This window comes from Bacillus sp. NEAU-242-2, from assembly GCF_027853835.1.
Classification (GTDB): domain Bacteria; phylum Bacillota; class Bacilli; order Bacillales; family Bacillaceae; genus Bacillus; species Bacillus velezensis.
On record NZ_JAPNNY010000002.1, the window covers coordinates 157,026 to 171,004 of the forward strand.

16 protein-coding genes are annotated in these 13,979 nt (G+C 48.0%); 4 read left to right on the top strand and 12 right to left on the bottom strand.

Going from position 1 to position 13,979, the window contains the following annotated elements; translation table 11 throughout:
* Positions 1 to 88: 88 nt before the first annotated feature.
* Positions 89 to 958, top strand: a complete 870-nt coding sequence (locus OWN49_RS05735) for an endonuclease I family protein (protein WP_077722791.1) — start codon at positions 89 to 91, stop codon at positions 956 to 958.
* Positions 959 to 1,006: 48 nt separating this feature from the next.
* On the opposite strand, the gene OWN49_RS05740 is transcribed toward OWN49_RS05735, so the two are convergent.
* Positions 1,007 to 2,113, bottom strand: coding sequence for an ABC transporter ATP-binding protein (locus OWN49_RS05740; RefSeq protein WP_077722792.1), 1,107 nt, complete (start codon positions 2,111 to 2,113; stop codon positions 1,007 to 1,009).
* A gap of 155 nt (positions 2,114 to 2,268) precedes the next feature.
* Here OWN49_RS05740 and OWN49_RS05745 point away from each other — a divergent pair, with 155 nt between their 5' ends.
* Entirely contained in the window at positions 2,269 to 2,997 is a 729-nt protein-coding gene (locus tag OWN49_RS05745; RefSeq protein WP_012118372.1) for a GntR family transcriptional regulator, read from the top strand.
* 24 nt (positions 2,998 to 3,021) lie between these two features.
* Here the strand turns inward: OWN49_RS05745 and OWN49_RS05750 are convergent, their stop codons facing one another.
* The 5 genes from OWN49_RS05750 to OWN49_RS05770 form a co-directional block, all read right to left on the bottom strand.
* Positions 3,022 to 3,876, bottom strand: coding sequence for a PfkB family carbohydrate kinase (locus OWN49_RS05750; RefSeq protein WP_077722793.1), 855 nt, complete (start codon positions 3,874 to 3,876; stop codon positions 3,022 to 3,024).
* A 13-nt stretch (positions 3,877 to 3,889) separates the two neighbouring features.
* Positions 3,890 to 4,774, bottom strand: coding sequence for a carbohydrate ABC transporter permease (locus OWN49_RS05755; RefSeq protein ID WP_003151895.1), 885 nt, complete (start codon positions 4,772 to 4,774; stop codon positions 3,890 to 3,892).
* Between the two features lie 3 nt (positions 4,775 to 4,777).
* Positions 4,778 to 5,668 (bottom strand): carbohydrate ABC transporter permease, encoded by an 891-nt coding sequence (locus OWN49_RS05760; RefSeq protein WP_370649023.1) that lies wholly within the window; start codon positions 5,666 to 5,668, stop codon positions 4,778 to 4,780.
* 24 nt (positions 5,669 to 5,692) lie between these two features.
* Positions 5,693 to 6,958 (bottom strand): ABC transporter substrate-binding protein, encoded by a 1,266-nt coding sequence (locus OWN49_RS05765; protein ID WP_154066756.1) that lies wholly within the window; start codon positions 6,956 to 6,958, stop codon positions 5,693 to 5,695.
* A 73-nt stretch (positions 6,959 to 7,031) separates the two neighbouring features.
* Complete coding sequence (locus OWN49_RS05770; protein WP_071392250.1) at positions 7,032 to 8,018, bottom strand: SIS domain-containing protein; 987 nt, start codon at positions 8,016 to 8,018, stop codon at positions 7,032 to 7,034.
* Between the two features lie 196 nt (positions 8,019 to 8,214).
* Here OWN49_RS05770 and OWN49_RS05775 point away from each other — a divergent pair, with 196 nt between their 5' ends.
* Positions 8,215 to 9,141, top strand: a complete 927-nt coding sequence (locus tag OWN49_RS05775; protein WP_071392251.1) for a MerR family transcriptional regulator — start codon at positions 8,215 to 8,217, stop codon at positions 9,139 to 9,141.
* A 33-nt stretch (positions 9,142 to 9,174) separates the two neighbouring features.
* Here OWN49_RS05775 and OWN49_RS05780 read toward each other — a convergent pair whose 3' ends face one another.
* Genes OWN49_RS05780 through OWN49_RS05790 form a run of 3 tightly spaced genes read right to left on the bottom strand, consistent with a single transcriptional unit; the run spans position 9,175 to position 11,229 of the window.
* A complete protein-coding gene (locus OWN49_RS05780; RefSeq protein ID WP_077722795.1) occupies positions 9,175 to 9,765 on the bottom strand; it encodes a sporulation delaying protein family toxin in 591 nt (196 codons plus the stop codon).
* Positions 9,758 to 10,702 (bottom strand): sporulation-delaying protein SdpB family protein, encoded by a 945-nt coding sequence (locus tag OWN49_RS05785; protein WP_058906331.1) that lies wholly within the window; start codon positions 10,700 to 10,702, stop codon positions 9,758 to 9,760. Before OWN49_RS05785 ends, OWN49_RS05780 begins: the two co-directional genes overlap by 8 nt.
* A complete protein-coding gene (locus OWN49_RS05790) occupies positions 10,699 to 11,229 on the bottom strand; it encodes an SdpA family antimicrobial peptide system protein (RefSeq protein ID WP_077722796.1) in 531 nt (176 codons plus the stop codon). The genes OWN49_RS05785 and OWN49_RS05790 overlap by 4 nt, the downstream gene beginning before the upstream one ends.
* 125 nt (positions 11,230 to 11,354) lie before the next feature.
* On the opposite strand from OWN49_RS05790, the gene OWN49_RS05795 reads away from it, so the two are divergent.
* The gene (locus tag OWN49_RS05795; RefSeq protein WP_077722797.1) at positions 11,355 to 11,627 is read left to right on the top strand and encodes a DUF1648 domain-containing protein; all 273 of its coding nucleotides are present in this window, start codon (positions 11,355 to 11,357) and stop codon (positions 11,625 to 11,627) included.
* 38 nt (positions 11,628 to 11,665) lie between these two features.
* Here the strand turns inward: OWN49_RS05795 and OWN49_RS05800 are convergent, their stop codons facing one another.
* From OWN49_RS05800 to OWN49_RS05810, 3 genes are all read right to left on the bottom strand, one after another.
* Positions 11,666 to 12,040 carry a nucleotide excision repair endonuclease gene (locus OWN49_RS05800; RefSeq protein WP_007410094.1) on the bottom strand — a complete coding sequence of 125 codons (375 nt, stop codon included), beginning with the start codon at positions 12,038 to 12,040 and terminating at the stop codon, positions 11,666 to 11,668.
* Positions 12,041 to 12,106: 66 nt separating this feature from the next.
* On the bottom strand, positions 12,107 to 13,222 hold the full coding sequence (locus OWN49_RS05805) for an NAD(P)/FAD-dependent oxidoreductase (RefSeq protein ID WP_077722798.1): 1,116 nt from the start codon (positions 13,220 to 13,222) through the stop codon (positions 12,107 to 12,109).
* Between the two features lie 37 nt (positions 13,223 to 13,259).
* Positions 13,260 to 13,961, bottom strand: coding sequence for a class I SAM-dependent methyltransferase (locus OWN49_RS05810; protein WP_094247516.1), 702 nt, complete (start codon positions 13,959 to 13,961; stop codon positions 13,260 to 13,262).
* Between the last annotated feature and the right edge of the window lie 18 nt (positions 13,962 to 13,979).

Below are 13,979 nucleotides of genomic sequence, written 5' to 3' on the forward strand. Positions count from 1 at the left end.
CTGTCCCATAAGCCGAAGGAACCATTTTTCAAAAAAGATAGAATATTAGATTTATTTTTTGGATAATAGAGGTAAAGGAGGGCAAGTCATGACAAAAAAACTTTGGTTTCTGCCGATTGTCTGCCTGTTTTTCATTTTTGGATGGGCCGCGCCGTCAGCCTCTGCGGGCGCGCCGGCTGACACAAATCTGTACAGCCGGCTCGCGGTTTCAACTTCCGGCGGCACAACTCTTTTTCCGCAAACTGCCTCAGCTGTCATCACTCCGTCTGCGGATACGGACACATATTACAAAGAAGCTTCCGGAAAAAGCGGAACAGCCTTAAAGAGCGCCCTGCACCGCATCATCAGCGGACATACTAAGCTGTCTTACAGCCAAGTATGGAATGCATTGAAGGAAACTGACGAAGATCCGGCAAATCCGAACAATGTCATCTTGCTCTACACCCAGGAATCACGGGCCAAAAGTAAAAACGGCGGCAGCGTCGGGGACTGGAACCGTGAACACGTGTGGGCAAAGTCACACGGAAACTTCGGAACAGCTGCCGGCCCCGGGACGGACATTCATCATCTGCGCCCTGCAGACGTCCAGGTGAACAGCGCCAGAGGAAACATGGATTTTGATAACGGCGGCACAGAATACCCGAAAGCGCCGGGCAATTATTACGACGGTGATTCCTGGGAGCCGCGCGATGAGGTCAAAGGAGACGTCGCCCGCATGCTGTTTTACATGGCGGTGCGTTATGAAGGCGGCGACGGGTATCCCGACCTTGAGCTGAATGATAAAACCGGAAACGGCTCAGCTCCTTACATGGGAAAACTGTCCGTTTTGCTCAAATGGAATAAACAAGACCCCGTCGACAGTAAGGAAAAACGGCGGAACGAAATCATTTACGAAGACTATCAGCATAACCGCAATCCGTTTATCGACCACCCGGAATGGGCGGACGAAATCTGGTAATCGTATCATAAGAAGTGATAAGGGAGCCCCATCATCAGGCTCCCTTTTTCAATATACGGCGTTTTCAGTGTCGGCATCAAAAAAGACGGCCCGGTTCATATTGACCGCAAGCAGAATGGCATCGCCGGGTTTCACCTCTGAAGCGCCGTCAAGACGGATCGTCATGCGGTTATCTCCGCTCACCGCATGAACGTACATCTCCGCGCCTAAGTTCTCACATACTTCCGCCACAGCGCGGCACACCGCTTCAGGCGGGTGCTCTGATTGTCCGGCAAGCGTCAAATGCTCCGGACGCAGCCCCGCAGTCATCTCCTTACCGCTGTATCCTTTCTGCACAAGAACAGCCGCTTTTTCTTTCGGAATGGGCAGACGAACGGACGAACCGGCAAAATACCATTGCCCGTGACTTTCTTCTATGACGCCTTTTATAAAATTCATACTCGGAGAACCGATAAAACCCGCCACAAACATATTCGCCGGATAATGATAAATCTCATGGGGGCTTGCGGCCTGCTGAATATCTCCTTCATTCATCACGACAATCCGGTCGCCCATTGTCATCGCTTCCGTCTGATCATGCGTCACATAAACGATGGTCGCTTTCAAACGCTGATGGAGCTTGCTGATTTCGGCGCGCATCGTCACACGCAATTTCGCGTCTAAGTTGGAAAGCGGCTCGTCCATCAGAAACACTTTCGGCTCCCGCACGATCGACCGGCCGAGCGCAACCCGCTGCCGCTGCCCGCCTGAAAGAGCCTTCGGTTTCCGCTTGAGCAGATGCCCGATTTCCAAAATATCAGCGGCCGTCCGGACTCGCTTTGTGATTTCTTTTTTCGGCAGCTTTCTGAGCTTCAAACCGAACGCCATATTATCAAACACCGTCATGTGGGGATACAGCGCGTAATTCTGAAAAACCATTGCGATATCACGATCCTTCGGGGGCAGATCGTTCACCGCGTCTCCATCGATATAAAGCTTCCCTTCAGAAATGCTCTCCAGTCCGGCAATCATTCTGAGTGTCGTAGATTTGCCGCAGCCGGAGGGACCGACAAGCACCAGCAGCTCCTCATCCTTTACATCTAAGTGAAAATCCTTCACTGCCGCCGATTGGGCGCCGTATGTTTTTTTGATATGGTCAAATGTTAATGATGCCATTCGAAACCTCCTCCAATACTGGAAACCGCCACATCTTTCTGTTATGTTAAAAATGTTCGGGGTTTCTGACAGATTCATAAATGAAAAGCAAATTTGTATTATAACGTCATAATACGTATAATAGTACTACTACTTGACAAAGGAGGTCCGTCCCATTGTTAAATAACGGGAGCTCGAAACCTTTATATATTCAGCTGAAACAAATTATCGCGGACGATATCAAGAAGGGCGTTTATTCGCCGTCCGTAAAACTGCCGACTGAAAATGAGCTGTGCGAAACGTACAACGTCAGCCGCATAACGGTCAGGAAGGCCATCCTTGATCTTGTGGAAGAAGGCTGGCTCGTCCGGCAGCAGGGAAAGGGAACGTTCGTTAAAAGCCCTAAACTGAAGCGGGAGCTCATCGCGGTCAACGGCTACTCTGAATTTATGGAATCAACGGGAAAAAAACCGAAACACCAGATCCTTTCCCATGAAATCATTGAAGCGCCTAAATCCATCGCTCAAAAACTTCGCGTCGCTTCCGAAAGTCCCGTTCTTGAATTAAAACGCATTTTATTTCACGACGACCAGCCGCTCTCATTCGAAATCGCCCACTATCCGCTCAGTTTATTTCCCGACATCGGCAAGCATATTAAAGGCGGCGTGTCGATGCATGACATTTTGAAACAGCACTATCAGGTGGTGCCCACCCATAATACGAAGCTGTTAAATGTCGTATACGCCAAGCAGGAAGAAAGCCGCTATCTGGCTTGTGATATCGGGGATGCGCTTTTTGAAATTGACAAAACCGCTTTTATGTCAAAAGACCAGCCGATATACAGCTCGCTGTTTTTAATGCATACCGACCGCGTTACGTTTACCATTAACAGCCCCTATGCGTAACAAGTATAAAAAACGAGACAATGCTTATCGTATTCTCGTTTTTTCACTGCTTTTCCCGCCGTCCGGCCTGTAGGGATGCCCGTAACCGAACGCTCCGAACCCTCCGCATGTTTTGGCAGCCGTCCCGGCGGCCGCAGTAAGCGCTCGCCGAATATCCTGATGCTCGAAGAAATCGGTAAGAAACCCGGCAATAAAAGAATCACCCGCGCCCAATGTATCTATTATATCAGCTCTTACCACCGGCTGATGATAGACGCGTTCCCCATCCGATAACACCGCGCCATGTTCTCCCCTTGTCAGACAGACGATTTTCGCTCCGAAACCGCGGGCTTTTTCGGCAAGCCGCACACATTCACTTTCAGTCAAATCACTCCCGGAAAAAAACGCATACGTTACGTACGGACAGACCGCTTCTAAATAGGCTTCGTCACGTTTTACAGAGAAGTCAAAGGAAATCGGCACATGGCCGCTCAGCATCGGAAGGTCACGTTCTATCCTGCTGTATACGCTCGTATGCAGCAGATCATGTCCGGCGATAAATGAGATGTCATTCTCCTGAAAAGCGAGCGTCAGACGCGATTGCACGCCGCCTTTATTTGATCCGGCAAATATCCTGTCCCCTTTTTCATCAAGCGTGACGACCGCCATCCCGTTTTCTCCGTATGCCCGGCGGATCAGATCGGCATTCACCTTTTCCAGTTTCAGCACATTCAATACGTGATCCGCCGCTTCATCACTGCCGAGAATCCCGATATAAGAAGTTTCGTGGCCTAAGCGCCGGGCAAGCACGGCTACATTTAACGCATTTCCGCCCGGGTAAAACGTCTCCTGATCCTGATAATAATCTACTACATTATCTCCGGCCGCTATCAGTTTCATCTTTTCATCCCCCTTATCCTTTCACGCTTCCCGCTGCAATGCCGCGGATAAAATATCTCTGCATCAATAAAAACAGCGCGATGATCGGAGCAGCAGAAATCGTCAGCCCGGCCAGCAGCACGCCCCAATCCGTCTGCAGCGCATCTCTGAACTGCATCAGCCCGGCCGGAATCGTCCGTAAATTTTCATCATCGATAAAAATAATCGCAAACATAAACTCATTCCATGTATGGTAAGCCGTCAAAATGCCTGATGTCACCAGAATCGGCACGCTCATAGGTAAGAATATTCTGAAAAATATTCCGAAACTTGTACATCCATCCAGATAGGCCGCTTCCTCAAGCTCTTTGGAAATCGACAAAAAATAGGAACGGATCAGAATCACGGTAAACGGAATACGGTAGGCTGCGTACGGAAGAATCAATGCCCAATACGTATTGTACAGTCCCAATGACTGGATAATGGAGTACAGCGGCACAAGACTGACCTGCGGCGTCAGCATCAAGCCGCCAAGACAAATGATCAGCACAAACCCTTTTCCTTTAAATTGAAAACGGGCCAGCCCGTATGCCGCCCAGGCACTCACAAATACGGTGATTAGACAAGTCAGCACGGTCACAATGACGCTGTTCATAAAATAAGCGGAAATCCCTTGGTTCCATGCGGATACGAAGTTTTCGGGATGCCAGACAGAGGGCAGCGACCAGCTGTGCTCAAAAATCTCATCCGAGCTTTTAAAGGCGCTGACCGCCATCCATAACAGCGGATAAGCAACGGCAATGAGGTAGATAAAGAGAAACAGCCACACAGACGTTTCCCCGACATACCATTTTCTCGGTTTCCCGCCTGTTCTGACGGCCTGACGGGCATGACGCAAGTCCGTCTTTTCAGGAAGCATCGGCTACTCCTCCTTTCCGGTCTTAAAGAATTTCATCTGAATAAGCGACAGAGCAAGCGTCAGCAAAAGCACCACCGTCGCGATCGCAGAAGCGTAGCCCATCATATCCTTTGTAAAAGCGCTCTTATACAAAAATGTGCTCAGTACTTCTGAAGCATTGCCCGGTCCTCCGCCGGTCAGAATATACGGTTCATTAAATACGGTAAATGCGCCGGTCAGCGTCATCACTACGGCAACAAACGACATTTCTTTCGTCTGCGGCACCGTAATGTGAAAAAACTGCTGGATTTTTCCGGCTCCGTCCAGCTGCGCCGATTCATATAATTCAGCGGGAATGCTCTGAATCGAGACAATGTACAGCATGGCGATGTAACCGACAGACTGCCATTGAGACACAAAAATGACAGACAGCATAGCGGTGTTTTCATCGCCCAGCCACGCCCGGGTCAGTTCATCAAGTCCGACGGCTTCCAGCAGCTGATTCAAAAGCCCGATTTCCGGGTTATAAATAAAATCAAACAACAGCGCAATGACGGTCATGGAAATGACGACCGGAAGAAAAAATACCGTACGGAAAAACGGCGACCATTTTCTTACCAATCTGTCTTCCAGCACGGCCGCCAGAATTAAGCCGCCGCCAACCTGGCAAATCAGCGATATGACCGCATATAGCACATTGTTGCGGAGTGCTGTAAAAAACACGGGATCGTGGAACAGGTCAATATAATTTTTCAAACCGATAAACGTCTTTTCGGGTTGAAATGAGCTCCATTCAAACAGACTGAAAAACACATTCTCAATAATCGGAATGTAAACGAACAGCAGAAAAACCAGCGCGGGCGCGAGAAACAAATACGGAACGAAACGTTTTCGGCTGACCAAGGAAATCCTCATCTCCTTTCTCCAAAGAAATCTGTTCTATTCAGATAACGCTTTGACCTGACGCGCCGCTTTTTGCACGGAATTCATCACCTCGCGCGGTGTCATTGTGCCGCCGAGCATCTGCTGAACGCCTGCCGCATACACATCGGCGATTTCAACGTCAACATCCATATCAAACCACGGCACCATTGTTTCGGCGCGGATGATATCCTGCACGGCTTCGCGCTGGATCGGGGTGGAATTGTTTTCTGTCGCCGTTCCCTGAACCGCGCTGTATTTACCGACGTCTTTTATCAGCTTCTCTCCCATTTTTTTCGAGGTTAAAAACTGAAGAAATTCCATGGCTTCTTTCGGGTGCTTCGTTTTTGAGGAAATCATAAATCCTTCGGGAGATCCGGTCAGTGCACGGGGAGATCCCTTTTCGCCGCTGATTTTCGGGAAAGGAAACAAGCCCAGATTGACCGGTTCGACGAGCTTAATTTCTGCCGTTTCCGCATAAATCATCGCCGCTTTGCCGCTCGTAAACTGCTGGCGCACGTATTCGTGATCAACGGAGTTCACGTGCTTTGTAAAGTACGGCAGAAGTTCCTGAAGCTTTTCAAGCGCTTTGACATAGCCTTCGTCCGTAAACTCCCCGGTTTCCGGGCTGTAATCCTTCGCCCGCGTTTTTTCATCCACCATACGCTGGTTCAGCGTCCCGATATAATGAGAAATGGTCCAAGGCGCTTTTGTGCCGAAACTGATCGGAATATATCCGTTCTCTTTCAATTTCTCACAGACTGTGATCAGTTCATCCCATGTCGCCGGGGGCTTCAAATGTAATGTATTAAAAATGTCCTTATTATAAAAGAATGATTTAGCGTCCATTTGCCACGGAACACCGTACTGTTTTCCGTCATGCGTAAAGGGTTTGATTTGTGACTGCACAAGCTGTGAGGACCAATCTTTATCCTGCTGATAGTAAGACGACAGATCGAGGGCTTTATCTCCTTTGATGAATTTATAAGCAAACCGGTCGCTCCAAGAAAAGAAAATATCAGGGGGGCTCGTTGTTCCGAGCATGACTTTCACCTTGTCTTTATAAGAATCGTTCAAGACCGCCTCCGTTTGGATATGAATATCCGGATGAGCGGCTTCAAATTCTTTGACCGCTTCTTCAAAATAGCTTTTTTCCGGCTCCTTCGGCCACCTGTGAAAAAACTTCAGGGTCACTTTTCCGTCAGAGGAACTGCTTTGGCTTGAACAGGCGGCGGCTGACAGACATACAGCTAACAGAACGAACAGGCAGATGAGCTTTTTCAGATGCTTTTCCTCCTTTGTCACCGGACTATAACGTTATATATCATTATAGTCCGGTGAAATATAATGCGCGTTCTTAATATTCGACTTTCCACATGTAACGCCGCTGGCTTAACGGATGGTTCCTTGCTTCCGCCAGCGCATCCGCATAGCTTCTGAGCACCCGGTTTAATACGAGAGGAGCCAGATAGCCTTTTACAGAATCGTCAATTTCGGAAAAATCATATGCTGCCGCATCAAGCACAGTCAGTTTTTTGCCGTATCTTTTTGAGAAGGAAAGCGCCCGCTCTTCAAGGGGTCTTGTTTCGTCTAAGCCGAGCAGGATAATAAATGGAACGGATTCATCAATGATTTCGAACGGTCCGTGAAAATATTCTCCGGCATGAATGGCGTGGGAATGAATCCATTGCATTTCCATGAGAATGCAGATGCTGTAGGAGTAAGCGACGCCGTAGTTCGCACCGCTTGCCATCGTGTAAATGATATCTTCTTTTTCGTGGGCTTTCGCGAATGCCTTTGCGTGATCCGCTTCTTGTTTAAGCGCTTTGTCATATACGGTCTGGAGCTTATTGAGTCCGTCGATCGCCTGCTCAAACGCGGGATGGTTTTCCAGCACGTGTAAAGCGCCGAACACGATTTGATACAGAACCCCGTAATTCGTATTTATCGCCTGTGCGTTCTCACCCCAGTCATACACCGCGACATATTCGGCTTCTTTCGCTAACGGCGAATCAGGCTCAAAGGTCATCGCAATCGTAAGCGCGCCTTTTTTTCTGGCGAAACCGGCGGCTTTCACCGTTTCCGGCGTATTGCCTGACTGAGAACATAAAATCACGAGAGAGTTCTCTCCGAGCTGAATGGGATTGCGCTGAATAAATTCATTTGAACTGTAGAGATCAGAGCTGATGGCTTTCGCCTCTCTGTCAAACACGTACTTGCTCGGATACATAATGGCTGAAGAACCCCCGCAAGCGACGAAAAAGACGTGGTCAATCGTTTTTCCTTTCAGATCATCCAAGAAAGCCTGAACCTTGTGATTCACTTGTGCGGCAGTTTGACTCAAATCCTTCACTCCTCAGTGTTTTATTATATAATGTTATATAACATTATATAACGTTATATTAATCGCAACAAAGGTGCGTTGTCAATCATATTTTCTGAAATTTCTAAAATATAATATAAAACCGTCTTATTTCCCGCCCTCTCTTGACCTGACCCTTAGAGACACGTTTAGAATGAAAAGCAGGGAGTGATTCAGAATGAATATAAAAGAAGCAGCCAGGCAGACGGGTCTCACGAAAAAAGCCATCAAATATTATGAGCAGGAAGGTTTAATCACCGTCAGCAAAAACCCTGATAACGGATACCGTGAGTATTCCGCTCAGAACGTGAATACGCTGAAAATGATTGCCGCCCTCCGAATGCTGGCACTGTCTGTAAGCGATATTAAAGCGTTCCTCTTAGAGGGCAGCAGTCTGCATGATATACTGCGCCAGCAGCATCAAAAGCTCAGCCGGCAGATTGAAGAGCTTGAGCAGGAACGGAAACTGACTGAAATGCTGATCAAGCGCGTGGAAGATGCGGAAAATGTCGATTCAATTCTGCATGATATCGGCGAGGTCAAAATAGATGAACCGAAGTATATGGGACTTCAGCTGAAAAAACTGTTCCCGGGAGATTTCGGAGAATTTATCGCCGCGCTGTTTGAACCGTTCCTCGACTTTTCTATTGATACAGATGAGAAAAAAACGATATGGGCAAAGCTTATTAAAGTATTGGATGATATGGAAGAAGTTCCGGCTGCACACCCGATGATGCAGCTGGTCGGCAGGGAGGACCCGGCTCAGCTCCAGCAGCACAAAGTCCAGCATGACCAATTTATCGAGCGGATTTTGGAGAGAGACCCCGCCACTTGGGACACTCATAAAAACATCATCATTCAGCTTGTGAAAAGAGTGCAGACAGATGAAGAATACAGAGAAAGCCTGATCAAGGTCGGAGAATCCGCTTCTGATCTGCCCGCGCTGAAGGAAGGATCGCCTTTCAGCAATCTACTTCAAAAGCTCAGCCCGAAATATGACACGTATGTGCGACTTCAGCTTGAACTGAAAAAAGAAGCCGACGAGGAACTCGGCTTTGATTCAGAAGCATATTTAAAACAGATGCTTCAATCAAAAAAACGCTAAGGTTCGTCTCCTTAGCGTTTTCTTTCTTCAGCCTCAGTGCTGCGCGTTAATGCGGTCAACGACATTAGCGATGAGCTGCTCTTTTCCTAAGTCGGAATCTTCGTCAACGCTTGCTACTGTCAAAATGATAGCCGCTACCGCAAGAGCGATCGTCTCAATGGCGGCCGCCGCGTTTAAAAATACCCATACAGCCGTTGCGCATTGGCCGATGGCCGTTGATTTTCCTTTATCCATGCTCTTTTTGTCAAACTCTTCTTTCAGCACTTTCGCCATAATCTGCGAACCTTGATCAATGACGCTGTTCACTTTCTCATAATCGCCGCTGTAGACCGCCGCTTTTAACTCTTTAAAATAATCCGGCGATGACTTTTTAATATCAGCAATCACCTGATCGGAAACTTGCTTTAATTCATCCTGATCAATCTTTTTAACAGCCTTGGTATCCCATACTTCAGGAAGGAGCTTTGCGACCTCACCTTGTCCGAAAAAGATGCCGGAAAAAATGTCTTCACCCGAATAAGAGACGGACGGCTCAGTTTTTGCCGCGGCATGCGGGCCGGCTAATGCGACCATTAAAACAAACACCAGCATCATGGCAGCTGCGGACTTCTTGCTTTTAACCATATAATTTCCTCCTTTTCCTTTTATTGAAAAAATTGTATCTGATAAAAAGGGGATTGTAATGGTTCAAAGCTACTGTTTTCTCTGCCGGCACCAAAAACAGGACCAAAATACCAGCCACCGTAATGGAAAACGAGGTCAGTCCCAGCATAACGGCAAAGATTTCGTGCATAAAAATGGATATAAACAATATCGGACGCCAATATGTTTTCGGAGCGAACAAAGCGCAGAACATAATGGTTTGCACAATGAGCGTGCCCCAAGTCGGGATGATGACAAGCTTGGACTGCAGGATAAAGTCAAACAGACCGTGAAGCGCATCCGGCAGACCCAGCATCGGATCATTCAAATAGTAATAAACGGCGGTCCCGTTCTGCCACTCTTCTTCCATCAGTTTGGCAATGACAGAGTTAAAGTACAGCATCGCGACCTGTATTCTGATGATTGTCAGTGTGGCCCAGCATAAGGAGCGGTAATAAGGCTCAAGCGGCCTTTTCTCAAAAGACGCCTCGTACGGAGACCAGTGCCATTTCCGCGGATCGGTTAATGTCAGCGGGAGCAGCAGCAGCGTAAAAACGGCAGCTACTTGATCTCCCCCGTCAAGGGTAACGGCGGAGTTTTGGAAGCTGTACGAAATCCACCAGTGAAAAAAACCGGTGAGGCGGGGCCGCCAGCCAATGACGACAAGGATTAACATACAGATACAGACGGCTTTGACGATCTCAATGTAACGGAAATCGGGAAACAGCAGAAACAGGCTGAACGTGTCGGAAAAGCTGAGCATTTGATTTTGCGTTTTGAAGAAGACAGACGCCGGATTGAACAGCAATGTCAGCAGCGTGCCGAGCGCGATTAAGCTTCTGGCAAGCCCGTACACATTTGTCCAAGGCGGATTCTTCATCATCCATAAGGTGAGCTGCTTTTTTGCATCCTGAATCAATTGACATCCACTCCGATGTATTTTTTGATGGTTCTTTTCGTTTCGGTATGCTGGCTCCATGCCCATGGGGTAATGCGTTCATATGTAATGATCATTTTCCCTTTCAGCCTTGGGGAGGGAGACTCATTTTTCATTTTCAAAAATGTGGTATCCTTAATGTCTTGGCCAGTCGTGAAGTCTTCCCACTTCTCTTTGGAAGGCAGCTTTTCCAGCATAAGGCCGAGCTCTATCCCTTGCGTCCGGCCGTAACGGTTTAAGCCGATCACATTTTTCAGAGAATTATTCGGCCATCTGAGCTCCTCATCGGCATCAAGAAGATAGATGTTCAAGCTGTCTTCTCTCGGATCTTTACTGAAAAATCCCCAGCTTTGCGGATAAATCATGGAAACGGTTTTGGATTGGTGCTTGGTTAATTGGATGGCGGAGCTTGGCAGTGCCGCAATGATGGTAAAAAACAAAACGATGATCCAGACGGCCATGATAAAAAGAAAGAATGAAAACATGCTGGTTTGCTTCTTGTCAGTCAATTGAAACCCTCCTAGCGTATGGAAATTTCATTGACATGATTATACACCATCCAACAGGTAAAATATTGATAAATTAGATTTTTCAGACTAATATACTATTATATGTAAAAAAAGGGAGTGTTCATATGTTTTTGATGAATGATAAGGTGCTGTGGGGAGCTGTGATTCTCGCCTTTATTCTGTCGATTGTGTTTTATCCGTTTCTTCCTGCTGATATGGCCATTCACTATGACGTGTCGAACCGTCCGAATACATCAATCAATAAAACGGCCGGCGTCCTGATTTTTCCTGTGCTCATGATGATCTGCATGTTATTCAGAAAAAAGGTCGTCCAGCTGTTCCTCGTCGTTTACTGTCTGCTGATCGTGCATATTGCAGTGATGTGGCTGGCACTGTAAACATAAAGAAAACCGGAGCCCTTAAGCTCCGGTTTTCCTTATTTATAAAATACTTTCTCAATGTTGTATTTCGACTGAAGGGTATTGATCGCGTACGTTTCGTAAATCTCCCTTTCCATCGGATCATTGACGACACATACTTCAATTTTATACACTTCGTCCCTGTGATGTTTAACAGGCGACACATTGTCTTCAAAATGCTTTTTGATTCTTTGTCTTAATTTACGGGCTTTCCCGACAAACAGCAGCTCATCATGAATGTTATAAAACATAAAGATGCCGCCTTTGTCTCTCGGAATTTGGTGAAAATCAATGAAACCGTAAATCGCTTTAATCGCCGGTTCATTTTCCGACGGTGACTGCTGCCGTTCCGTAATGGTTACATCAGGAGCAGGAAGGTTTATTTTTATCAAAATGGGTCACGTCCTCTTATTCATTAAAGCTCCATCCTATCATAAGAATGCGCCAAAAGCTATTTTTTATTCAAGCGCCCCGGCCGGATCATAAAGGCTCAAATCAATTTCCGTCTGCTGCCCGAGCGCGAGTTTCGCCAGTTCAGCCCCCAGATACGGCCCGCTCGTCAGTCCTGAGGCGCCCAGCCCGTTGGCAACGAGGAGTCCGCTGATATTCGGCACTTTGCCGATGACGGGAAGAAAACCGGGAGTAAACGGCCTGAAACCGACTCTTGTCTCTATCATAGTACTGTCTGAAAGCCCCGGCGCCACGGTTAATGCTTTGTCAAAAATCTCGCGGAGGCCGCCGGCCGTCACCCGCAAATCCATGCCGGTATCGTTTTCATGAGTCGCACCCGCTATGATTCTGCCGCTGTCAAAGGCGAGAATGTATTGATCGTTTGGGGGCATGACGACGGGCCAGCCGCCCGTCTCCTCTCCCTGAAGCTCTAAATGAACGATCTGCGCCTTTTGGTATGATACTGAAAAACGGATGCCGAGCGGTTCAAGCAGCTCTCTCGCCCAAGCGCCGGCCGTTACGAGAACCTGGTCGGCAGTAAGCGTGCGTTCTGCGGTTTTCACACCGATGACGGCACCGTCCTCTGTCAATATTGACGTTTCTTCATTGTAAACAGCAGCTCCGTGCTTAACGGCCGCGTTTAACAGCGCCTTACGAAGCGCCCTCCCGTTCACCCGGGCCGCGCCGCTGACATGAACCGCACCGTATTCCTCCGACAGCGCGGGAAACAATGCCTTCGTTTCTGCCGGTGTCAGTCTTGTAATGTCACCGATTTCAGGGGCGTCCTCTCTTCTTTTATAAGCCCTTTCCTCCATTTGGCTGAGCTTTTTTTCATCCGTATGGAGGCTGACGGCACCGACCTTTTGATAACCGGTGTCCGTTTCTCCGTCAGCTTCAAGCTGCTGTATCAATTGGTTATAATAGCGGGCTCCGCCTTTTGCGATCGCATACCATGCCTGATTGCGGCGCTGCGACAGCCACGGGCAGACGATCCCTGCCGCGGCGTCAGTCGCCTGCCCCGGGTGTTTCCTGTCAAAGACCGTTACATCCGCACCGGCCTTTGCGAGATGATAAGCCGCGGACGCACCGAGAATGCCGGCTCCGATAATTATATAAGACTTCATGTGTAACACCTTTTCTATCTGTTTTGTCTTATTTATTTTAACAAATGGAGCGCCCGGTTCCTACCGGAGTCCTGACGGCGACAATGAGTTTTGAAAACGGAAACGTATAATAAAAGGAATATGTTCTTGTGTGAAAGCCGTTTTCCTCAAGAATTGCTCTGTATTGTGATGTATTTTTTATATCTGACACGGCCAATGTGCCGCCAGGCTTCAGCACCCTCACCATTTCCGTGATCGCCCGTTCCCTCTCTTTTCTGCCTGAAATGTTGTGTACGACAAAATGCGAAATGACAAGGTCAAACGATTTATCAGGAAACGGCATGGCTTGCGCGAGTCCGTCATACAAATCAATTTCCAGCGCTCCTTCTGCCCGTCTGTTCTTTTCAAATGCGTCTCTTCCGTTTCCGCCCAGATCCCAGCTTGACCATTTGTCAATCGCTGAGACGTCAGCGCCTTTTTGAGCCGCGGCGATGGCTAGCAGCCCCCGTCCCGTCCCAATATCAAGCACTTTCATGTCCGGCTTTAACCCGGAAAGCGCAAGAATGCGATGGCGGTGTGAAAGTTTAATGGCCGTTGAATACAAGAGCATCCAAAGACCGAGCACTAAAAACAAGGCACCCGTCAGCCAGCCCCAGAAAAGAGGAATCATGCCGTATAATGTGCCTGCGGCATAAAGGAGCGCAAGAAAGATAAATCCAAACGCTCCATAAGGCGCATCAATTCCGTATCTTGTTGTCATAACACTCACCCCTTTCAA